Source organism: Ralstonia sp. SA306 (genome assembly GCF_054792405.1).
Map to the genome: position 1 here is coordinate 3,208,792 of NZ_CP096451.1, position 22,551 is coordinate 3,231,342.

21 protein-coding genes are annotated in these 22,551 nt (G+C 63.7%); 6 read left to right on the top strand and 15 right to left on the bottom strand.

Annotated elements, in window-relative coordinates; genetic code table 11:
- Positions 1-96: 96 nt before the first annotated feature.
- The 6 genes from M1D44_RS15195 to M1D44_RS15220 form a co-directional block, all read right to left on the bottom strand.
- Positions 97-1,005: an alpha/beta fold hydrolase gene (locus tag M1D44_RS15195; RefSeq protein ID WP_316852979.1), complete on the bottom strand. Its 909-nt coding sequence runs from the start codon at positions 1,003-1,005 to the stop codon at positions 97-99.
- A 235-nt stretch (positions 1,006-1,240) separates the two neighbouring features.
- Complete coding sequence (gene arsB, locus M1D44_RS15200; protein ID WP_316684455.1) at positions 1,241-2,314, bottom strand: ACR3 family arsenite efflux transporter; 1,074 nt, start codon at positions 2,312-2,314, stop codon at positions 1,241-1,243.
- A 15-nt stretch (positions 2,315-2,329) separates the two neighbouring features.
- Positions 2,330-2,824 carry an arsenate reductase ArsC gene (locus M1D44_RS15205; protein WP_316852980.1) on the bottom strand — a complete coding sequence of 165 codons (495 nt, stop codon included), beginning with the start codon at positions 2,822-2,824 and terminating at the stop codon, positions 2,330-2,332.
- A gap of 10 nt (positions 2,825-2,834) precedes the next feature.
- A complete protein-coding gene (locus M1D44_RS15210) occupies positions 2,835-3,323 on the bottom strand; it encodes an ArsI/CadI family heavy metal resistance metalloenzyme (RefSeq protein WP_316852981.1) in 489 nt (162 codons plus the stop codon).
- Positions 3,324-3,334: 11 nt separating this feature from the next.
- Positions 3,335-3,658, bottom strand: a complete 324-nt coding sequence (locus M1D44_RS15215; protein WP_024977171.1) for an ArsR/SmtB family transcription factor — start codon at positions 3,656-3,658, stop codon at positions 3,335-3,337.
- 486 nt (positions 3,659-4,144) lie between these two features.
- Positions 4,145-4,603 carry a lysozyme inhibitor LprI family protein gene (locus M1D44_RS15220; RefSeq protein WP_316684458.1) on the bottom strand — a complete coding sequence of 153 codons (459 nt, stop codon included), beginning with the start codon at positions 4,601-4,603 and terminating at the stop codon, positions 4,145-4,147.
- A gap of 171 nt (positions 4,604-4,774) precedes the next feature.
- Here M1D44_RS15220 and M1D44_RS15225 point away from each other — a divergent pair, with 171 nt between their 5' ends.
- From M1D44_RS15225 to M1D44_RS15240, 4 genes are all read left to right on the top strand, one after another.
- On the top strand, positions 4,775-5,767 hold the full coding sequence (locus M1D44_RS15225) for a lysozyme inhibitor LprI family protein (RefSeq protein ID WP_316852982.1): 993 nt from the start codon (positions 4,775-4,777) through the stop codon (positions 5,765-5,767).
- 27 nt (positions 5,768-5,794) lie between these two features.
- Complete coding sequence (locus tag M1D44_RS15230) at positions 5,795-6,619, top strand: PA3715 family protein (protein ID WP_316852983.1); 825 nt, start codon at positions 5,795-5,797, stop codon at positions 6,617-6,619.
- A 175-nt stretch (positions 6,620-6,794) separates the two neighbouring features.
- The gene (locus M1D44_RS15235) at positions 6,795-7,100 is read left to right on the top strand and encodes a hypothetical protein (RefSeq protein WP_024977174.1); all 306 of its coding nucleotides are present in this window, start codon (positions 6,795-6,797) and stop codon (positions 7,098-7,100) included.
- Positions 7,101-7,245: 145 nt separating this feature from the next.
- Complete coding sequence (locus tag M1D44_RS15240; protein ID WP_024977175.1) at positions 7,246-7,488, top strand: hypothetical protein; 243 nt, start codon at positions 7,246-7,248, stop codon at positions 7,486-7,488.
- A 74-nt stretch (positions 7,489-7,562) separates the two neighbouring features.
- On the opposite strand, the gene M1D44_RS15245 is transcribed toward M1D44_RS15240, so the two are convergent.
- The 5 genes from M1D44_RS15245 to M1D44_RS15265 form a co-directional block, all read right to left on the bottom strand.
- Positions 7,563-7,712, bottom strand: a complete 150-nt coding sequence (locus tag M1D44_RS15245) for a hypothetical protein (RefSeq protein WP_037031851.1) — start codon at positions 7,710-7,712, stop codon at positions 7,563-7,565.
- Between the two features lie 40 nt (positions 7,713-7,752).
- A complete protein-coding gene (locus M1D44_RS15250; RefSeq protein ID WP_024977176.1) occupies positions 7,753-8,928 on the bottom strand; it encodes a DUF4382 domain-containing protein in 1,176 nt (391 codons plus the stop codon).
- A gap of 181 nt (positions 8,929-9,109) precedes the next feature.
- Complete coding sequence (locus tag M1D44_RS15255) at positions 9,110-10,282, bottom strand: chromate transporter (protein ID WP_112186475.1); 1,173 nt, start codon at positions 10,280-10,282, stop codon at positions 9,110-9,112.
- Positions 10,283-10,308: 26 nt separating this feature from the next.
- Positions 10,309-11,271: a chromate resistance protein ChrB domain-containing protein gene (locus M1D44_RS15260; protein ID WP_316852984.1), complete on the bottom strand. Its 963-nt coding sequence runs from the start codon at positions 11,269-11,271 to the stop codon at positions 10,309-10,311.
- 78 nt (positions 11,272-11,349) lie between these two features.
- A complete protein-coding gene (locus tag M1D44_RS15265; RefSeq protein WP_316852985.1) occupies positions 11,350-12,360 on the bottom strand; it encodes a dienelactone hydrolase family protein in 1,011 nt (336 codons plus the stop codon).
- Between the two features lie 535 nt (positions 12,361-12,895).
- On the opposite strand from M1D44_RS15265, the gene M1D44_RS15270 reads away from it, so the two are divergent.
- The gene (locus M1D44_RS15270) at positions 12,896-16,171 is read left to right on the top strand and encodes an autotransporter family protein (protein ID WP_316852986.1); all 3,276 of its coding nucleotides are present in this window, start codon (positions 12,896-12,898) and stop codon (positions 16,169-16,171) included.
- Between the two features lie 52 nt (positions 16,172-16,223).
- Here M1D44_RS15270 and M1D44_RS15275 read toward each other — a convergent pair whose 3' ends face one another.
- The 3 genes from M1D44_RS15275 to M1D44_RS15285 all read right to left on the bottom strand — a co-directional run bounded on the left by M1D44_RS15275 (position 16,224) and on the right by M1D44_RS15285 (position 20,656).
- A complete protein-coding gene (locus tag M1D44_RS15275) occupies positions 16,224-17,186 on the bottom strand; it encodes a mannuronate-specific alginate lyase (RefSeq protein ID WP_316852987.1) in 963 nt (320 codons plus the stop codon).
- A gap of 160 nt (positions 17,187-17,346) precedes the next feature.
- Positions 17,347-18,720, bottom strand: a complete 1,374-nt coding sequence (locus tag M1D44_RS15280) for an ABC transporter ATP-binding protein (protein ID WP_024977182.1) — start codon at positions 18,718-18,720, stop codon at positions 17,347-17,349.
- Between the two features lie 151 nt (positions 18,721-18,871).
- The gene (locus M1D44_RS15285) at positions 18,872-20,656 is read right to left on the bottom strand and encodes an ABC transporter permease (protein WP_024977183.1); all 1,785 of its coding nucleotides are present in this window, start codon (positions 20,654-20,656) and stop codon (positions 18,872-18,874) included.
- Between the two features lie 280 nt (positions 20,657-20,936).
- On the opposite strand from M1D44_RS15285, the gene M1D44_RS15290 reads away from it, so the two are divergent.
- Complete coding sequence (locus M1D44_RS15290; RefSeq protein WP_024977184.1) at positions 20,937-21,224, top strand: acylphosphatase; 288 nt, start codon at positions 20,937-20,939, stop codon at positions 21,222-21,224.
- A 144-nt stretch (positions 21,225-21,368) separates the two neighbouring features.
- On the opposite strand, the gene ppk2 is transcribed toward M1D44_RS15290, so the two are convergent.
- Positions 21,369-22,271: a polyphosphate kinase 2 gene (gene ppk2 / locus M1D44_RS15295; protein WP_037031853.1), complete on the bottom strand. Its 903-nt coding sequence runs from the start codon at positions 22,269-22,271 to the stop codon at positions 21,369-21,371.
- Positions 22,272-22,551 lie beyond the last annotated feature (280 nt).

Here is a 22,551-nt window from a genome sequence, read left to right on the forward strand (position 1 = left end):
CTGGCGGGCACCGCAGAATTGAAACTCGGACGACTGGCTGCATTGGAGACTCCTCTCTCGTTGCGCTGCGTGAAACACCAATGAAGAAGACCGACGCTACTGCGCCAGAAATTTAACAACGGCATTCACCGTAGCCTGCGTCTGTTCCTCCATCAACCAATGCCCCGCATCGGGAATCACCAGCTCCTGCACGTTGGTGGCGGCATTGCGCATGACGATGGCCTCGTTCTCGCCGAAGGACTTTGCGCCGCCGATGGCGAGCACCGGCATGGGCAGCTTGGTGGCGATGGATTTCTGGTTGTCTTCCGCGTCTTGCGGGATCGACAGGAATTGCGCAAACGCTGAATGCATGGCGCCCGGCTTGGCGTAGAGGCGGGCGTAGTGGACCCGTGTGGCTTCGTCGATCTTTGAAGGGTCGCCGGCAAATTCATTCCAGAACCGGTCGAGGTAGATGCGCTCGCGGCCCTTGACCAGCCGCTCGGCATCGGGGCCGCCGAACGAGAAGTGCCAGAGCTTGGGCGAGCGGACGATCTGCTCCCACGGCGGCACGCCCGGCACGGGCGCATCCATTACGACCAGCCGCGTGGTCTTGTCCGGATAGCGCGCCGCATAGGCAAACGCCACCATGGTGCCGATGTCGTGGCCAACCACATCGGCCTGGTCGATGTTCAGCTTCGTCAGCACAGCCCGGATGTCGCCGGCCTGGGTGCGCTTGTCATAGCCGCCTTCGGGGTGCGACGACAGCCCCATGCCGCGCAGATCCGGCACCACCACGGTATGCGTGCGGGCCAGCTCGGCCGCCAGGGGCGCCCACATGTCGCCCGTGTCGCCAAAGCCGTGCAGCAACACCACGGCCGGGCCGCTGCCGCCGACGCGCACAAACAGCGTCGTCCCGTCGGTCTGGATGTTCTGGTGCCGAAAGCCCGGCGGATACGGCTTGACCTGCGCTTGCGCAAAGGGCGTCATGGCAAGCATGAGCGCGACGGCGGCAAACAGTTTTCGCATGGCTTTCTCTCCGGGGGCGGGTGGCTGGCCGGGCCGATGAGGAAGCAGCCTGCAGATCGAGCCACACACGCTGCGGGCAAACGCGCGACGCAGGACCTCGTCAAGAGTAGTACGCGCCCGGCGCGACGCAAGCGAGAAGGAGGGGGGAGGGATGGCCGGTCGCGGCAATGCGAACTTTGGCGGTTCGCCGCGAACGACCGGGAGCGCGCTGAGCGCTAGATCGAAACGTGTACTGCTAGGTACGGCACTCGTACCAGCCCTTCGTCCGGTTAACAATGCGCACGACCAGAAGCATGACCGGCACTTCGATCAGCACGCCGACGACGGTGGCCAGCGCCGCACCGGAATGGAAACCGAATAGGCTGATCGCCGCCGCAACGGCCAGCTCGAAGAAGTTGGATGCGCCAATCAGGGCCGAGGGGCACGCAATGTTGTGCTTCTCGCCAACTGCTCGGTTAAGCCAGTACGCAAGCGCAGAGTTGAAGAACACCTGAATCAGGATCGGCACCGCCAGCAGGGCGATGACCAGCGGCTGTTTCAGGATCGCTTCACCCTGGAACGCGAACAGCAACACCAGCGTCGCCAACAGCGCAGCGATTGACCACGGGCCGATCTTCGCCATTGCGGCATCGAACGCCGATTGGCCTTTCGCGAGCAGCGCCTTGCGCCAGATCTGCGCAAGGATCACAGGGATGACGATGTAGAGGACGACCGAGGTCAGCAGCGTCGCCCACGGCACCGTAATGGCGGACATGCCCAGCAGCAGCCCAACCAACGGCGCAAATGCGATGACCATGATGCTGTCGTTCAACGCGACTTGCGACAGCGTGAACAGCGGATCGCCGCCCGTCAGCCGGCTCCACACGAACACCATCGCCGTGCACGGCGCGGCGGCCAGCAGGATGAGGCCCGCGATGTAACTGTCGATCTGGTCTGCAGGCAGCATCGGCGCAAACAGGTGGCGGATGAAAAACCAGCCGAGAAACGCCATCGAGAACGGCTTGACGAGCCAGTTCACGACAAGCGTGACGCCAATACCTTTGACGTGCTGACGCACCTCATGCAACGCACCAAAATCCACCTTGACCAGCATCGGGATGATCATCACCCAGATCAACAGCCCGACCGGGAGGTTGACCTGTGCGTATTCCATCCGGCCAATCTGCTGGAACAGGCCAGGCAGCACTTGGCCGAGCACGATGCCGGCAACGATGCAGAGCGCCACCCAGACAGTCAGGTAGCGCTCGAAGAAGTTGATGGCGGGCCTTGTGGCGGCCTGTGCTGGCGGCGCTACGTTCGATGCAGTCATTGGACAGGCTTCAGATCAGTTTTGCGAAATGCGTTCAAGCGCGGCCTGAAGCTCGGCGTTGCTGAGCGTGTCGAGCGGCAGGGCCAGCAGTTGCAGCATGCGGTAGCCAATGGCCTGGCGTGTCAGCTCAAAGGCCTGGCGCTTGCTTTCGTCACCGCCCGTCGCGTTGGAAGGGTCGGCATAGCCCCAATGCACTTTCACGGGACTGCCGGGCCAATACGGGCAGGTCTCCGCTGCGGCGCTGTCGCACACGGTAATGACGATGCGCATTTGCGGTGCGCCGTCTGCAACGAACTCGTCCCAACTCTTGCTGCGGTAGCCGGTGGTGTCGATGCCTGCGTTGGTGAGGGCTTCGAGTGCAAACGGGTTGAGGCGGCCGCTCGGTGCGCTGCCGGCGCTGTAGGCGCGCACGTCTTTACCGAGTTGTTGGGCCCAATGGTTGAGCATGCCTTCGCTCAGCACGCTGCGTGCGGAGTTGTGGGTGCAGAGGATGAGGACGTTGGTGGTCATGGGTTCGCTGTCAGCAGCAGGATGAGCCGGAGTCGGACTTCACTGCGATACCGATCGGCTTGCCTTTCGGGGCACGGGGTGCGCAGCAGGCAGAACTTTCCGTCGTGGCTTCTTCCTTCTTGTCTTCGCGGAACACCGGGATATTGCCCAGCGAATGGAAGTGCTCCCAGGCGATGCCCTGCGGGTCGGTAATCCAGTGCTTGTCGCTGCGGGCATAGCAGCAGGTGGTTTCGCCTTCGTCCAATAGGGCCACGTCTGCAGCTTCGGCGCGGGCTTTCAGCTCGGCCAGCTCGGCAGCGTCATCGACTTGGAAGCCAAGATGGTCCACGCCCGCGGCGCTGCCACGCGTCGAGATGGCGAAGTTGATGCGTGGGTCGTCCAGCATCCACTTGGCGTAATCGGTCTCCACACGCGTCGGCTCGGCTGCAAACAGCTTCGAGTAGAAGGCGATGCTCTTGCTCAGGTCGTCAACGTGGAGATGGACGTGAAATCGTTTCATGGGATGCTCCTTCAGCACTTGCAGGCGGCGGCGTTTGCTTCCAGGCAGGTTTCGCCCTGGCAGCAGTTGGCGGTCAGGAAGCCCAGCAGGGCGTTCATGTGGTCATACGCCGCGCGATAGATCAGGTTGCGGCCGTCGCGCTCCTGCGTCACCAGGCGCGCGGCTGTCAGTTCCTTGAGGTGGAATGACAGCGTGGCACCCGGCACGTCGAGCTGTTCGGCAATCGCGCCTGGCGTGAGGCCCGTTGGCCCCGCAACCACCAGCATGCGGAACACTTGCAGGCGAATGCCATGGGCCAGCGCGGCGAGGGATCGGATAGCGTCGTTTTCTTCCATATTTCCAATATATTCGAAATGTTTGACGGCAGCAAGGCGATCAGCCTGCGATGTCGGGAACAACTTGGGGAGCACTTGACGCTATTGCGCGAGAGATTGGGCGGTGGCATTCGGTGGCTGCATCACCAATGGCCAACGCCTGCATGCTGCTTTGCCCACAACCCAGCCAGGGGCTCGATGCCCGACAGAGGGTTTATAGGTTTACTTCTTTATGTATACAGATAGTAGTAGTAGATAACGGTGGATAAGTCCTGTGGATAAGCACCAAAAGCGCTTTGGTATCAAAGGCTTGCAGAACGGACAACCCATCGGACAGCGTGTGCTGTCGCGTGGATGAGTCCGGGGCATCGCGTCTGACCCTGTCGACCCAGTGGGAAGTTGTTCCTGTGCTATCTGCCCACTGACCCCGGAGAACCAACACGCTTGTCCCTGGAGTTATTCACAGGGGCAGGGTGCGTTATCCACAGCGGGGTTCTTCAAGTCCGACTAGTGCGGGTAATACTCCAGCTCGGCAATGCGCGCCCGGATCGCCTCGACGTTCAGCCCTTCGATATCGGGGCTCGCCATTGAGCCGCTGTCTGCGCGCCACGGTGCGTTGTCCGCGGTCCGCTGTGCGTTTCGATAGGCCAGCCATGCACGTTGGGCGTTGCGGATGGCCTGGCGAGAGGCCGGGTCCGTCTTGCTCATGACCGCCTGATACAGCGTATTCATCTGGCGGTCGTAGGCTTGGTAGGCGGTGTGCGTGCACTCGGTCATGCCGGCCGTCGTGGTGCCTCGCGGGCTCTTCAGGCATTGCTGGAGCGCGTCGTCGACCGGGTCGGCGGCCGATGCGGCCAAGGGCAGCAGCAGAGCCGCGAGTGATAACGCGCGCACGGCGCGACGCACAGCCTGGTTGGCAGAACGGCGTGTCGGGCGGGGCTGATTGATGTGCATCGGAAGGGCCATTGCGTACCTCATGGTTTTCACAGCCGGGTGGTTGCCATGGTAGGAAAAGTCTTGCCGTGCCGCACGGGGCGAGCCATGAGTGCGGCCATGTGCGGAGAAAGCACACCACACGGCCAAATTCCACAGCACAATCGCGCACACGCTCACCGCTGGTTCCCAAGGGTTCATCCAATGACGCCATTTCGCAGCATCTGCGCCATCGCATTTGCCATCATCTTGTTGCCCGCGGCCGCGCACGCTGCCAGCTTTGATTGCAACGCCGCACGCAGCCCGATCGAGCACGCCATCTGCAATGACGCACAACTCTCCGCCTTGGATAGCCAACTGGCCGATGCATACCGCGCTGCGTTGAACAAGCACGGCGTCGCCACCGATGCATTGAAGGTCGCACAGCGCGATTGGCTGAAACAGCGTGCGCCTTCCGGCCAGATCGACGTGGCAGCGCTGAGAGAGGCGTACCGCACGCGCATTGACGAGTTGGAAGCGCAACCCGTGTTTCCCGATCCGGGCGAGCCGGTCAATGGCCCGGTCTTTCCCCTGAAGGCAATCGCCAAGCAGCACGATTTCGTGCTCCGCATGCTCGAAGCCTGTCCGGCGGAAAGCAGCAAAGAGGACACCACCTGCGAAGGGCCCGCCCAGTTGCTCATTCATGACAAGGGCCAACGCGCCGTGCGTCAGGTCATCAACCTGCCGAAGGTGTTTGTCACGCTGCCCAAGGGGGGCATGGGGCCCCTGGTCAATTCGACGCGTCTCTATGACTACCAGGGCGTGATCAACGTTGGCGATTTCAACTTCGACGGCAAGGAGGACTTCGGCATCCAGACCGGCAACGAGGGCAGTTACGGTGGCCCCAGCTATGACGTCTATCTGTTCAATGCGCAGACCCAGCGCTTTGTGCGCAACAGTGAGATGACGGGGCTCATTCTGGAAACACTCGGGTTCTTTGAAGTGGATGCCAAGAACAAGCGTCTGCGCACGTGGGCGAAGAGCGGTTGCTGCTATCACGAGCGCACGGTGTACGCCGTCGAACACGATGTACCGGTCGCCGTTGAACGCCGCATTGATGACGCGCAGGGCAGCGGCGACAAGATGAAAGTCACCGTGGAAACACTCGTCAACGGCAAATGGCGCAGCAAGGTGCATTACGAGCCGATGCCGAAGTGAACGCGCTCACAAACAACCTCAACAGACATGAAACACGCTCGCCTGACCCCTCTGCTGTGCGCTGCCGGCCTGCTGCTTGCAGCGCAAACCCTCCACGCTGCTGAAGACGCCTGCACCGCCCAGGTGGACAGCGCAATCAAGCGGGCCTACCCCGCTGCAAAACGTGCAGGCCGTGGTTACAAGGTCGGCGACGCGCACATCCAATTGCCGGAGGAGTCCGACCCGCATGCAGTGGTGTGCCGCACGTGGCCCGCGCATCCGGAACTCACGCTCATGGCCGTGCCGCTCATGCAGCAGGAGGACGCAGACGCGGGCACCAATGAAGGCGACCTTGAACTGTTCGTGCTCGACACCGGCAACGGCAACATCCGGCAACGTCTGCGCCTGCCTGCGCGCATGTCGGACGATGCGGTGCGCATCCAGTCCGTCACGTTCGATACCGCGCGCTACGTGGTCGCGCCAGGGCAGATGGCATTCGGGGTGCGCATCGTCAAAGAGGGCAGTTCGCGGCCCAATCCGTTCAACGAGACCGATCTGTGGCTCTACACCGTCCAGGACAATCAATTGAAACCGGTGTTGAACGGCGTTGTCGTGGAAAGCGGCGGCGGTGAATGGGATACCAACTGCGCCGGCGCGTTCGAGCAAATCAAGCGCACGCTGAACATGACATCGGACACCCACAACGGGTACGCCGATATCGCGGTGTCGGAAACCAAGTCCTCGTCCACCAACACGGTCGACAAGGCCGGCGAATGCCAGACGCACGACGCCAAGCCGCGGCGCACAACCTACCGGCTTGCGTATGACGGCAAGCAATACGTCGTGCCGAAGGCGCTGATGCCGTTGGATTGAGAGGCAAGCGTGGGCGGGATCGCTCCGCCCTCATCCTGGCGTCTACGCCATCTCGCCTAGCCAACGGCTGATAACGCAAACGCGGCTCCCGTCCTATACCTACGGTGTTCGGCCATGCATGGCCGTGGCGGCTTTGTCGCGGCGCTTGCCCTGGCCATCACCCAGGAGGCAAATCATGCGCATGCTCGTCAACGTGCGGATTCCGCACGAACCCTTCAACACCTACGTGCGCGACGGTTCCATCGCCGAGCTGATTCCGCGCGTGATGGCCGAGAGCAAGCCCGAGGTTGTCTACTTCACGGAGCAGAACGGCCATCGCGGCGCAGTGCTCATCGTCAATGTGGAATCAGCCTCGCACATTCCCGCGCTGGCGGAGCCGTGGTTTCTGCTGTTCAACGCAGACTGTGAGTTCCGCATCGTGATGAGTGCGGAGGATCTGCAGAAAGCGGGGTTGGCGGAGATCGGCGCCAAGTGGAAGTGAGGTGACGCCTCGCGGCGCTCATCCCCCGCCCATCCCCTTGTGCGGTGCACCTGCGGTTGTCGTTACGTTTGGTTGCACTCAAACGCACGTTCTCATCTGCGCGTCCCTACAATCGGTGGAACCAAAACCGAGAAGGAGGAAACAGATGACCCGAGCACAATGGATGGTGGCTGCCGCAATGGCCGCGCTGTGCACCGTTTCGCTGTCGGCGCAGGCCAAGGGCGGCAACGCCGGTGGCGGCTCTGCTGCACATATGAGCAGCCACGGCATGTCCAACACCAACGGCCCGGACAGCATGGACCGCGATAAAGGCAAGGCGCGTGCGGCAGACCGTGCGCATCAACATGGCAAATCCACGCAGCACAAGCGCGCGGGCAAGGGCAAGTAAGCGCCGCAACGCAGCAAAGAAAAAGCCGGTCACGCTGACCGGCTTTTTTGTTGCGCGAGTACGAAGTCAACGGCTCAGCAATTGCCCTTCTTCGCCTGTCCCGGCGGGCAGAAGCCATTGCCCGGGCCGCCTTGTGGGCGCATGACGGGGCCATCGTCGGGCAGATAGACACAACCGCCCAGCAGCGATGCGCCCAAAGACAGGATGAGGATGATGTTCTTCATTGTGTGGTGAGGGGCGGGCTCCGCCCCCCTTTTTCCCTGGTTAGAAACTGAAGTTGACCCCGGTCTGGCTGCCGGCCGAAACGTTGACCGGATTGCTCAGCGTGGTGCCCGATGCACTGGTGGCCTGGACCGAATACTGGCCCGCCGATGCCGACACCGCCGACAGCGCGATCGGCAGCGTCGCGCTGTACGTGCCGACCAACGGTGCGGCCGCGGGCAACGCCAGCGAGTACGCGCCGGTATCGAGGTTGGCATTGGCCGAGGTGATCTCGTACGACACCGAGTTCACCGTCTGCAGCGCGCGCAGCGTGGCCTGCGCCGATGCGGTCGCCGTGCCGGAGGCGGTATTGGTGGTGGAGGCCGGCAGCGTGATCGGCGCGCCGGTGGTGGAAACCGTGGTCGTCGTGCTGGCCGTGACAGGCACGGTGCGGATGATGCCCGTGGCGTGGCCGGTCGGCTGTGCGTTGTCCACGATCACCACGTCATAAGCGCCATTGGTGCTGCTCTGCACCAGCGGCGACAGCACAAACTTGCCCGTGGAGTCCGCCACCGTGCCGCGGATGACCTGGCCGTTCTGCTCGGCATAGACCGTAGCGCCGGCCTGTGCGGCGGGCACGTAGCCGGTAATCGAACCGCTCACGACCGTAGGCGTTGCCGTAACGACAGGCTTGAGGCTGTAGCCGCCATTGCCTTGCTGCACGATCGATTTGCAGGCGTTGAAATCCAGCACCAGATCGACCAGCGTGTTGGGCTGCACCGTGAAGGGCTGGATGATCTTGTAGCCGCTCTGCGTGCCACTGGGAGTGGCCAGCGCCTGCTCGGTCGACGAGCCAGTGACCACCACGGAATTGGCCAGCGTGTTGCCCTGATTGGGAGACAGCACCAGGCGCAACTGTTGATATTGCCCGGCGGGCAGCGGAGCCGTACCGAGGTCAGTCAGCACGCCGTTGGTGAGCGATAGCAGATCGACCTTCTGCGGTGTGGCCAACGCGATGTCGGTCCAGCCGGCGTCGGTGTCGGCGGCCGACGCGCTGGCGTTCACGCGCACCTTGTTGACCGTGACGTAGACGTGATCAAAGCCGCAGGACGGTGCGTCCGTCATCGAGACATGGAGGGTGCCCGTGCCGGCATCCGTACCGCCATCCCCGCCGCCGCATGCTGCGATGAGGAACGGCAGAGGCAATGCAAGCAGGATGTTCCGATAAGTTGTTCTCATGGTTGTCTCCTCAGTTTGGGGGGGTGCCCGAAGCATAGTCCTGGCCATGGCACGCACTTTGGTCGATTTGAAACCAATCGTAACGCCGCAGGGGTGAGTGCGGTCTCACCCATTTGGGTTGCAAACGCTTGCGGTGCGCAGAAGATATTGCGGCGCGCGATCGGGCACCGCCGATCGTGTGTCAGCGATGCAGCAGCGGATACAGCCCCAAGCCAAGCAACGCAGCCCCCGCCACGATCACCGGCTCGGGCAGCTTCTTGAACTTCACCAGCAGCAACACTGTGGCGACGGCCAAGAGCGCCGTCGGCACATCCACGATCGAGCGCTTGGCCAGGACGATTACCGCGCCGGTAATGGCACCCACGGCCGCTGCTGTTACGCCATCGACAAAGGCCAGGATGGCGGGCAGCTTGCCGTACTTCTTGAAGTACGGCGCCGGCAGGATGGTGAACAGGTAGCACGGCAGAAACGTGCCAAGCGCGGCCACACACGCGCCGGGCAGGCCCGCCACCAGGTAGCCGATAAAGCCGACGGTGATGACCACCGGGCCGGGCGTGATCATGGCCACGGCCACCGCGTCGACGAACTGCTTGTCGTTGAGCCAGTGGTGCCCTGTGACCACGCCGCCGTAAAGGAACGGCACGATGGCGAGCCCCGAGCCAAATACGAACGCCCCGGCCTTGGCGAAGAACGCGCCAAGCTGCGCAAGCAAGGGCCAATCGATCGTGCCGAGCAAACCGCTGGCCGCTGCCACGGGTGTGACGGCAACCGCGTTCATGCGGCCCTGGCGCAGCCACTTGGGCGGCGCGCGCCAGAACCACACCAGAACGCCGGCCGCCAGGAAGAGCCACGCCACTTCGGATTCAGTCACCACCGTCACTGCCGCCAGCAGCAGGTAGACGGCCCACAGCAGCTTGTCTTTGCCGACGCTCTTGGTGGTGAGCTTGTGCGCGCTGATGGCGATGATGCCGATCACTGCCGCGCCCACGCCGTAGAACACCGACTGCATCCACGTCAGGCCGCCAAAGCGGACATAGGCCCAGCCCAGCGCCACCACCATCAGGAACGAGGGCAGCACGAAGGCAATGCCGACCAGCGTGGCGCCGACGATGCGGTAGTGAACGTAGCCGAGGTAGATGGCCAGTTGCGCGGCCAGCGGCCCCGGCGCGAGCTGGGCGAGCGCGAGGCCCTCCTTGTAGTCGGCGTCGGTGATCCAGTGGCGTGTTTCCACCAGGTCGCGGCGCATGTAGCCAGCCAGCGCAACGGGGCCACCAAAGCCCAATGCGCCAAGCCGGAGGAAATACAGGACCAGTTGCCGCAGCGTGTAGGTGGGGTGTTCGGGGGCAATGTTCATGGGCTACCTGCGATGGGTGACTGCGGTCATGTTTTCCGGCTGCCGGAAAAATGCACATACAACGAATCGAGCACGGTGCCGATCTCTGCGAGCAACGCGTCGTCGTCCGTCAGCCGCTTGCGGGCGCCCGCCAGGATCGCCTCGAACCCGCCGGCTTCCGGCGTGGCCGCGCCGCCCACGTCGAGCGCATGCACCATGGCGCCCAGGCGCGCGAGCCCGGCGTCGTCATCGAGCCCAAAGCTGGCGATGAGCACCTCAAACGAGACGCGCTCGCCAACATGCGTGAACGCTGCGCCATCAAAGTCGAAGCCGAGTGCGTCGGCAGGGCAATCGGACGGGCTGTCGAGCCACAGGAACCGCGCGTGCGGATCGATGAAGCGGTGGATGAGCCAGGCGCTGGCAACGCGGTCCACCCATAAGTGCCGGCGTGTTGCCCACAGGCGGCCCTGATATTGGGTGGGATCACGGCGCGGAATGCTGCCGGAAGCGGCGCGGGGTTCGCCCGCCGATTGCGTGGCTTCGGCCGCCGCAGCAAAGTCGCGCCATTGCGCATCGGCGCGCACGGTCGCTTCGTTGGAGAAGAAATCGATCTTGCGGATGGCCTCGTAGGCGCGGGCATGGCGGCGCAGAAGCCGGTTGCGCTCGGCGCTGGGCAGGTCGGGGAGTGTCTTGCGCGCTTCAGACAGCTCGGCCAGCCACTCGGCGTAGTCGGGCGTGCGGTCGAACAGGGCGCGGTAGGCCGCGTCTTCCGCCGCATCGCTGGCCTGCACGCGCAGTACCCACGCCTGGCCGTCTTCCTGCAAGGTCTCGTCTGCCAGGTCATTGAGTTGCGCTGCGTGTTCGGCACGCGCAGGCAGCAGGTAAACGCCATCGCGCAAGGCCGCACAGCCGATGGCTTTGATGGCGCGCCAGATACGCATGCGCGCGGTTGCTCTGGCAGTGGGCAGGCTGACGATGAGCAGCAGCCACGAATCGGGGGAGGCAGTCATGACGGCAGCATAGGCGTGCGTCATAACCGCTGCAATGTTGTAGAGATGCCTACACAGAAGTGCCTGCCGCCCCACGCATCACGGCACAGACAGACCCATCGCTCTGGTCAGAAACGCCTTGACGTCGGCCTCTGCGCGCTGGGCTTGCTCCAGGTTGGCGCCCGTGGATACACCGCGGACAGTGCAGCGCTTGTAGTCAGCCTCCATCGCTTGGAGGCTGGCGTACTTCTCACCGGTCTGCAGGTGGTAGTACGCATCGTGCTGCACGTCGATCATGGTCTGCGGGCACTCGCGCGCCGTGGTCGCACCCGGGAAGTACTTGAAGTACGCCCGCGTGTTGTCGAAGTCGTGATACGCGCCGGGGTACACATGCACCTCGACGGTCTGCCCGTCACGCTGCATGATCTCCGCCGCATTGCGGCAGAGCTGCGCGGGCGTGTAGTCATCTTTCTCGCCCAGCGCGAGCATCAGCGGGGCGCCTGCCAGCGGTGGCGGCGGCACTTCCCACCAGAATGCGGAGCACCCCGGGTAGAAGCCGATGAGCGCCGCAAACCGCGTGTCGTCATCGATGACACCTTTGCGGAACGCTTCGAGCGTCATGTCCAGTGCCACACCGCCGCCGCGTGAAAAACCGATCTGCCCGATGCGCTTCGGGTCGATGCGCGGGTCGGTGCTCAGCAGCTTGAGCGCGAACAGCGCATCGGCGTCGTTGGCCGCCGGGTTCAGCTGCGACTGGTTGTCCATCGTATTGGTGATGCCGCGTGGGCCAAACGAGTCCACCACAAAGGCGGCCATGCCCATCCGGTTGAACAGCCGTACCCACCGGTCGACGTCTTTCTGCTGCGGTCCCGCCGAGCCGTGAGAGATCACCATCGCGGGCACCCGACCCTGCAGGGTCTCGGGCAGATACAACGTGCCCCAGATGGGCGTGGGCGTCTTGTCGAACTTGCGATGCACCAGCTCCCATTTGCTTTTGGAGGTGACGCTGTTGAAGTGGATCCGGCCCGTTGGTTTTGCAGAGAGATCGCTGACGATTTCCTGGGCTGAAGCAGGCACGGAGATCAGCGCGATGACGAGGATGCTGAACATCAACGCGCCGATTGCATTCCACCGCCACGCGTATATGCACCAGGCGTCTTTTTCATCGCGCAAATCAGTGCAGCTTCTCATTTGTTCTTTCAATAGTAGAGAAAGGGTCATCGCTGGAATTCTAGGTTGGTAGCGGTTCTTCGCTTCTTTCTTTATTGAATGGAAATAAAACGCGGCTCATTCGATGTTGGGAAGAAACACATTCTCAAATACCGTTGATTTTTACATTCTTTGTACATCGCTATTGATCGGCATTCCTAGAATCACGCCGTCCGCACCACTTTAAAAATAAATGCAGTGGATCAAGTTGCGCGGACAGGGCTGATGCTCGCAGCGATGCGTTGTTCTGGCATGTCCACGGCAAAAGACGGGGCCGGGTCGGAGACAACCTCAGCGAGATGATTGGCCCACCGGGGAAGTTGGACTTCATCAAACCATCAAAAGATAAGAAGGGGAAGTCTGCGCAAATCGCGCTACGTCTGTCCGGGGGGACAGACGTAGTGGCTTCTTTTCGCGTGCGCGCGGACGCAAACGTATGTCTACGCCATTGTTCCAGCGCCGCCGCGGGCGGCTTCAGTTTGTCTCCATCGCGCTTGTTGCTTCGCCATTCGCCTTGTTTGGGGCGCTTGCGCATGCAGACTGCACCACCACCGGGCAGACCACCGTCTGCGATGCGGCGGCAACCAACCCAACCACATCCACCGTCGGCACCGGCAACGTGGCGGCAGAAGACAATCGCACGGTGACGGTGCAGAACGGCAGCACGCTGGCGGTGGGTGACACCAGCGCCATTGCCGTGCGAGACAACGCCAACATCACGGTGCAAACCGGCGGCTCGGTCAGCGCAAACGCGGTGTCGAACTCCGGCTTTTACGGTACGGGCGGCAACGCGATCGACTTCCGCAACAACAGCACGCTGACGGTGCAGCAAGGCGCGCAGGTGCTGGCCAACGGCACACAGCTGAGCGGAGAGGCCGTCAACCCGGAAGGCACGGGCAATACCATCGTCAATGACGGCCTGATCAAATCGGCGCACGGCGCGGCGATCTGGTTCCAGAACACCTCGGGCGGCAACACGGTCATCAACAACGCCACGGGGACGATCCAGACGGACGTCGCCAACGGCAACGTGATGGGCGCGTCGGGCAACGGGTCGGTCGACTTCACCAATCGCGGCAAGGTGATCGGCAACCTGATCTTTGCGGGCGGCAATGATGCCTTGCACGTCTATACCGGCTCGTCGGTGAGCGGCAGCATCAGCGGCGGCGGCGGTGCCAACGTCATCACACTCAACGGCACCGACAGCGCGACGCTGGGCACCATCACCAACTTCCAGACCCTACAGAAGCAGGACAGCGGCACGTGGACGCTGTCCAAGACGCTCGCCAGCATGGGCGTGACCAATGCGGAGGTGCAGCAAGGCACGCTGATCCTGCAAGGCAACAACGGCACCTACACCGGCACGATGCAGGTGGACGCCGGCGGCACGCTGCAAGGCGATGCGCTGAGCGTGACGAAGGCCGTGACGAACAACGGCCTGGTGCGCTTCCAACAGGACGTGGATGGCAGCTATGCCGGTCAGATCGTCGGCGCAGGTGCGCTGGAGAAAACCGGCACGGGCACGCTCACGCTGGGTGCAGGCAATACGTACAGCGGCGGCACGACCATTACGCAGGGCACGCTTGCCATTGGTGCGGACAGCGCATTAGGCGGCACCACGGGCGGCCTGACATTCAACGGCGGCACGCTGCAACTGACGGGCAATGTGGATGTGGCGGCCACACGCGCCATCGGCATCACCAATGCCAACGGCACGATCGATACGCAGGGCTTTACGTCGACCGTGAGCCAGGGCATTTCGGGCGTCGGGGCGCTCACCAAGACCGGCAGCGGCACGCTGGTGCTCGCGGGCGACAACGCGTACCAGGGCGGCACCACTGTCGCGGCGGGGACGTTGCAACTCGGTAACGGTGGTACGTCGGGCTCGATCCTGGGCAATGTGGTGGACAACGGCACGCTGACGTTCAACCGATCGGACGTGTTCACCTTCGGCGGCGCCGTCTCCGGCACGGGCGGCATCACGCAGGCCGGCACGGGCACGACCGTGCTCACCGCCAACAACGCGATCCAGGGCGACACGTTGGTCGCCAGCGGGGCGCTGGCCATCGGCGACGCGACGCACGCCAGTGCCGCGCTCGGCGTGTCGGCCACCAATGCGCCGCAGAGCTTGCGGCCGATGGCGGGCGGCAGCGGCAACAATGTTCAGATTGCAGCCAACGCCACGCTGGGCGGCTACGGCACCGTGAACGGCGCCGTCACCAACAACGGTACGGTGGCCGTGGCCGATGCGCTGGCGGCGTTTGCCAATGCTGGCGGCGGCAGCCTGACGATCAATGGGTCGCTGAATAACGCCGGCACGGTGCAGGTTGGTGGCGCAGGCGTCGGTAACAAGCTGGCGGTCAACGGCAACTACGTCGGCAATGGCGGCGTGCTGGCCATCAACACCAAGCTGGGCACCGACAATTCGCCGACCGACAAGCTCGTCATCTCGGGCGGCACGGCGAGCGGCAATACGGCGGTGCGCGTCACCAATGCTGGCGGCGCCGGTGCGCGAACCACGGGTGATGGCATCGAAGTCGTCAGTGCGATCAATGGCGCGACCACGCAGACCAATGCCTTCGCACTCGCCAACCGAGTCGTCGCCGGCCCGTATGAGTACACGCTGCAGCGCGGTGGCTCGGCCAGCGCAGACAGTTGGTATTTGCGCACCCTGCAGACCGCGACCCAAGGCACGGGCATCGGCGCGGGCACGAGCGCCACGCAGCCTGCGCTGCGTCCGGAAGTCTCGCTCTACACCGCCATTCCGTCGCTGACCTTGCTATACGGCCGCGCGCTGCTCGATACGCTGCACGAACGCGTGGGCGAAGAGAGCAACCAGGCCACCGCACCGGCAGGCACGTCTCCCGTGCTGCGCACCGGCTGGGCACGCGTGATCGCCCAGAAGGGCAGCCGCATGTCGGATGGCAACGGTATCTACGGTAACCAGGGCCCCGCGTTCAGCTACGACTTCGGCGGCGTGCAGGTCGGTGCCGATGTCTACCAGCGCCAGCGCGAGGACGGCAGCCACGACCATGCCGGTGGTTACTTCGCCACCGGCCGCATCGCGGCAGACGTGACGCACGCCGATGGCGCAGACGCCGGCCGCGACACCGTCAACGCCAACACGGTCGGTCTGTATTGGACGCACTTCGGCCCGTCCGGCTGGTATCTGGATGGCGTGGTGCAGGGCACCCGTTACGACGCCGATGCCTCGCCGCACGGCGTGAACGGCCTGAAGACGCACGCGCTCGGTTACGCCGCATCGCTCGAGACGGGCTACCCGATCGCGCTGTCACCGCAATGGCGTGTCGAGCCGCAAGCGCAGCTCGTGGTTCAGCGTGCCGCGTTTGCCGATGCCAACGACGGTGCCGCTGACGTGCGCTTCAACTCGGTGAACTCGATGCTCGGTCGCCTGGGCGTGCGCGTGAGCAAGCGCTGGGGTGAATCGCCGGAACGTCAGCACACCGCGTGGGTGCGTGCGAATGTGTGGCACGAGTTCCGCGGTGAGACGGGAACGCAGATGTCGTCGCCGGATGGTGGCTTCGTGCCGTTCACGTCGCAACTGCCGAGCACGACGCTGGAGCTGACGGGCGGCCTTACGGCGCAGGTGGCGAAGAACGGCGTGTTCTATGCCAGCCTCGGCTACCAGGTCAGCGCGGACCGTCGCTTGCATGGGGTGAACGGCAAGGCAGGGGTGCGCTGGGGGTGGTAAGGCAACGCACGTAACCAGGCGCGCCCATACGGCGCGACGCTGCTCGGCCCATTCAGTGGCCGGGCAGCATCGCGCCCCATGCCGCCGTGACGTTGCCGCCGAGCCGCCATTCGGCAAACGGGCGGCGCGGTGCAATCAGGACAGGCAGGCGTGGGTCGCGCACGTGGGCGTAGTAAGGCTCCATCCAGCACAGCTCATCCTGGAAGGTCCACGGAAACAGTTCTTGCTTGATGGGCGTGATTTTTTCGAAGCTCGCCGGATCCATCACCGCCTCGATCACGAGGTTCGCCAAGCGGCCAATTGCATGGCCGTTCTCCCGGTACAGATCGATATTGCGTCGCTGCGCCAGTTCTGCGGCAAACACCAGCGGAATCAGCGCGAACGTGTGGTAGTGCAACGCACGATTACCTCGCTTGACCTCCCGTGCGAGCGCGCCGTCCGGGCCGATATCGCGGATGCCCTCGCGAACGCGCAGCAGCCCTGAGTTGATCAGGTCGCTGTTGTCCGTCGCGGTGCCGATGGCAATCAGATTGAGGCCGGCCCAATACACCAAGTTGTTATGCAGATGGTTGATCGCTTCGGCGTTGCGGGTGGCGATGGCAATGCGTTCGAGCCAAGGTGCGATGGCATCCAACTGCGGCTGGTTTTGCTTGCGGATGTCGTTCGGCATGCGCAGAAGCACCATGGCGAAATCCGTTCCCGCCCATGACCGCTCGTAGTACCCCTGGTAGCCGGAAATCTTGCCCATCAGTGCATCTGCCTCGGCCCACGTTCGAAGCTGGCTCAGTACGCAGGTCCAATCGCCCTTGTCGGCCGACGCGTTGAGGTGCGCGATGAAATTGCGCATCGGTTTCACGTCGCGCGCATAGCCTGCCGCGTCGTCGTAGAAGCCTGGTGGATCGATCGTCTTGACCGGTGCGGGGATCTCGCACGCGCGGGCTGCATGCACCAGACCGAAGCCGGTGCCAATGACCAGCGAAATGGCGAACAGCGTTTGAACGGACGCACGGCGCATTGGAACCCCCGGGAGGATGCGGAGTAGCTCACATGAACGCGGCGTCCGCTCGTGCAAAACGCCGAGGTGTTCCGCAACGTTGACGGGGGGTTACAAACGGTAGCGACTATGAAAAAGAGCCGCATCAAGCGGCTCTTCTTACGTCAGCAGCAACGCGCTCTTACGCCGCGTTATCCCCACCTTCCTGCGCCTCACGCTCTTCGCGTTCCTCGCGCTCTTCACGGGGCAGGGTCAGCATGCCGGTGTTGTAGACGTACTCATACACCTCGCCGTAGCGGCCCCATTCGATGCCGATCTTGAGCACGCGTTCGGCTTCTTCGGGCTTGAGGTACGCCTCCAGTTCGCGCAGCACATGTTCTTCTCGGATCTCGCCGTCTTCGTTGGCGTCCAGCTCGGCGCGGATGTGCGCGGCCAGGGCCACGCGCTCCAGCAGCTTCTGGCCGAACAGCACCTTGCGCTCGGGCGGTTCGGTTTCCATGTAGGTCTTGCCGAACGGCGTGACGATGATGTCGCCGCGCTCGATGGTGGCCAGTTGCAGCAGGGCTAGCGCTTCGCACGCGGGCAGCAGGTCGTCGTCGGTCACGCCGGCTTCTTCTGCCAGATGCGGCAGGTCGGCACGGCCGTTGAACGGCGCTTCGACCAGCAGGTCGAGAATGGCCTCCATCTGGCCGATTTCGGCATCGGGCAGGCGGTAGGCAAGCTGCTCGGCCGCGGGCTCCACGCCCACATGCACGCCCACACGCTCGGGCGAGGTCATCAGGCCGTACACCTCGTCGATGAGGTTGCGCACGGCGGCGGAATCACGATTGCGCGGGCGCGGGAACGGCACGCGCACCTCGGCACGGATGCGCCCCGGATCGCTCGACAGGATGACGATGCGGTCGGCCATCATCACTGCCTCTTCAATGTTGTGCGAGACGATGAGGATGCTCTTGATGTTGGTGCGGCGGCCTTCCCACAGGTCGAGCATTTCGTCGCGCAGGTTCTCGCCGGTCAGCACGTCGAGCGCGGAGAACGCTTCGTCCATCAGCAGCAGGTCGGGCTCGGTCACCAGTGCGCGCGCAATGCCTACACGCTGGCGCATGCCGCCGGACAGTTCGCGCGGCAGAGCGCTGTTGAAACCCGACAGGCCGATCAGGTCGATGGCCTGTTCAGCGCGCTCTTCACGCTCGGCCTTGGCCACGCCTTGCGCTTCCAGGCCCAGCTCCACGTTCTGCTGCACTGTCAGCCACGGAAACAGCGCAAACGACTGGAACACCATCGCGATGCCCTGTACTGGGCCGGCGTACTCGCGCCCACGGAACAGCACCTGGCCACGATCGGCGCGCACCAGGCCCGCCATGATGCGCAGCAACGTCGACTTGCCCGAGCCCGATTTGCCCAGCATGGCGACAATCTCGCCCTGGCGCAGGTTGAGGTCCACGCCTTCGAGCACGGCGCGGTCGGTGTGGTCTGCGGTGCGGAAGATCTTCGAGACGCCGCGCAGCTCCATGACGCTTTCAGCGCTCTGGCTATGGGTGCTGGTGGTAACCATGTGTGTTCTCTGCTAAATAAGGTCGTCTTAGAACGTGCTCAAGATCCGTAGCGAGCGCCCAGAGGTTGGCCCGAGACGCGCAGCCGTACATGAGTACGGCGAGCATCGCAGGGTCAAGATCGGGGTGCGCAGCAGGATCACGAGCATGTTCTTACAGGCGGGTGCGCTCTTGCGCGATGTCGTACAGGCGGTTCCACAGCAGCCGGTTGAAGCCGACCACGAACAGGCTCATCACGGCAATCCCGAGTGCAATGCGCGGGAAGTCGCCCTTGGATGTCATCTCGGCGATGTAGCTGCCCAGGCCCGTTGCCACCAGCGTGCGGTCGCCCCAGGACACGTATTCGGAGACGATGCTGGCGTTCCACGAGCCGCCGGCGGCCGTCACCAGGCCCGTCAGCAGGTTGGGGAACACGGCGGGAATGAGGAAGCGCTTCCACAGCAGCCAGCCGCGCAGGCCGAAGTTGCGGGCGGCCAGTTTCAGCTCGGTCGGGATTGCCGACGCGCCGGCAATCACGTTGAAGAGGATGTACCACTGCGTGCCGAAAATCATCAGCGGACTCAACCAGATTTCGGGGTTGAGCGCGAAGCGCGCAATGAGCATGACCGCCAGCGGGAACATCAGGTTGGCCGGGAACGCCGCCAGGAACTGCGCCACCGGCTGGGCGATGCGTGCCACGTTCGGGTTCAGGCCGATGCGAATGCCGATCGGCACCCACACCAGCGCGGCCAGGGCAATCAGCAGGATCACGCGCACCATGGTCAGGAAGCCGAGCCAGAAGACGTGGCCGACCTCGGCCCAGCCCACCTCGGAGCGCACGAATTGCAGCACGTGCGCCACCGCCACAAGCGCGGCCAGGATGATGACGACATCAGCGATGCGGTGCGACCACGGGAAGCGCGGCAGAAACCCGCTGCCGCCGGCAGCGGTGGGCCGCGTGCGCTCGGCACCCCAGGACAGCGTGCGCTCGGCCATCGCTGCGGTGCGCTCAAGCAGCGCCTTGACCCACTCGGAGCGGCGCAGCAGGTCAAGCAGCCACGATTGCGGTTCGCGTTCCGACGACATCGTGTCGAAGCGGAAGCGGTCTGCCCAGGCAATCAGCGGGCGGAACAGCAACTGGTCGTACAAAATGATGCCGATCAGCATGGCCAGGATGGCCCAGCCGATGGCCGGCAGGTTCTGCTGCTGGATCGCCAGCGAGATGTACGAACCGATGCCCGGCAGCTTGATGTCGTGGCCCGACACCGAGATGGCCTCCGATGCCACCACGAAGAACCAGCCGCCCGACATCGACATCATCATGTTCCACAGCAGGCCCGGCATGGCGAACGGCACTTCCAGGCGCCAGAAGCGCTGCCACTTGGACAGCCGGAACACCGTGGCGGCCTCTTCCAGATCGGTCGGGATGGTGCGAAACGATTGGTACAACGAGAACGCCATGTTCCACGCCTGCGACGTGAAGATGGCGAAGATGGCCGCGCATTCCACGCCCACCAGGTTGCCCGGAAACAGCGCAATGAAACCCGTGACCGTGATCGACAGGAAACCCAGCACCGGAATCGATTGCAGGATGTCCAGCGCCGGCACCATCACCTTCTCGGCCGTGCGGTTCTTGGAAGCGATAGCGGCAAACGCAAACGAGAACGCCAGCGACGCGCCCAGCGCCAGCAGCATGCGGATGCTGGTGCGCAGCAGGTAATACGGCAGCTCAATGACGTCCAGACTCACGTCCAGCTGTTCGCCAGGCGTGTAGGGCACGTTCATCTGCTTGGCTGCATAGGCCAAGAGCAGGATGGCGGCCAGGATGATCGGCAGCAGGGCCAGGTCAAACCGGTTGGGCGGCGCAGTCAGCAGGTGGCCGAAGTTGACGCCAAAGTTGGTACCGAAGGTGGTACCCAAGCGGCCCCGGATGGTGGTTTCGTTGTCGTTCTGCTGCATCTTGGATAACCGGGACGGAAACCGCGGACGAAATTCGGGCGCCTCAAGGCCTGGGGCCGAGGCGCGATACATGGCGTGCGGGGCGCAGCGCAGTGCTTTGCGCAAGCGTTGCTTGGCACCCGGCGGCAAGCCGCCTAGTTTACCTTGCGTAACGTCAGAGCCCGCTGCACGGTTGTCAGTCTGACGACGTCACATTCCAGAAATGTGACAGAGATACGACAGCGCCGGTTTGTCATGTTTTATCCAACACATCACCTGCGGGTTCGCTTCGGAGGTCGCCATGTCCGCCATTGCGCAAGTGATCGTTACCGTACAGGGCCGCGTGCAGGGCGTCGGCTACCGCGCGGCCTGTGCCGACCGTGCCCGCCTGCTCGGTCTGCGTGGCTGGGTACGCAATCGCCGGGATGGGGCGGTCGAGGCGTTCCTGGCCGGTCCCGAGGCCAATGTGCTGAGCATGCGCGAATGGATGTGGGAGGGGCCCGACAGCGCCCAAGTCACACAGCTGGACGTGGTCGCGGGCGAGCATGAGGCGCCCGTCCCCGGCTTTGAGATCCGCCCGACGGTGTAATTCTCGGCGATCAGCGGACACGGATTCGACACGAAACCGCTATGCGCAGCGCAGCGGTCTTCCAAGCAACTGAACGCGCGCATTAAAACAAAAAGGGCGACCGCGCAGGCCGCCCTGTCTTTTGCGGATGGCGTTGTCGGCCGATCAATACACGTTCGGTACGATCATGTCTTCCGGCACCGGGTGGCGGATGTACTCCTCGTGGTGCACCCGCTCCGGCAGCAACACCGGCGAATGCGGCACCGGGTGGTAAGGCACCTGGCCAAGCAAGTGGTGGATGCAATTCAGGCGCGCGCGCTTCTTGTCGTCCGCCAGCACCACCCACCAGGGCGATTCGGGAATGTGCGAGCGCTCGAGCATCGCTTCCTTGGCGCGCGTATAGGCTTCCCAGCGGCGGCGGCTTTCCAGGTCCATCGGGCTCAGCTTCCACTGCTTGAGCGGATCGTTGATACGGCTCTGGAATCGCACTTCCTGCTCTTCGTCCGTCACCGAGAACCAGTACTTGACGATCTGGATGCCCGAGCGCGCGAGCATCTTTTCGAACTCGGGCACGGAACGGAAGAATTCGTCGTATTCCTCGTCGGTGCAGAAACCCATCACGCGTTCGACGCCGGCGCGGTTGTACCAGCTGCGGTCGAACAGGACGATCTCGCCGGCGGCGGGCAGGTGCGCCACATAGCGCTGGAAGTACCACTGCGTACGTTCGCGGTTGGTAGGAGCGGGCAGCGCGGCCACGCGGCACACCCGCGGGTTCAGCCGCTGCGTGATGCGCTTGATGGCGCCACCCTTGCCGGCGGCATCACGCCCTTCGAAGATCACCACCAGCCGGTGGCCGGTCTCGATCACCCAGTCCTGCAGCTTGACGAGCTCGCCCTGCAGACGGAATAGCTCGCGAAAGTACATGCGCCGCGTTTCGCGGGCTTCGTCGTCGATGCCTTCGCCGCCGCCGAGCAGGTGGTCGTCGATTTCCATCTCCAGCTCTTCGTCAAGCGTGTCGAGAAGGTCTTCCTGCAGGCGCGCCTGGCGGGCTGCGTCGCGTTCGCTCATGGTGTGTTGCTCCTGCCGATCTTGCGGATATTGCCGAGAGGGGGCGCTGCGCATGGGCAGCGCAGTGCAAGTCTAAGCCCGTCTAGGTAGCACGGGCATGTGGCAGGGGAGTGACATGGCATTGCTTCGCCCATTGCGCCAGGTTTTCGCCCGGCTGCGCCGTCGCGCGCCACAGCGGCCGTAATCTGCCTGCGCCGCTGCGTATCTGGCGGGTCACAGGAGCCGCCCATGCCGCGTCCGTTGCAATCGATCCTAAGCTGCTTCCGCCCGACGCCCCCAG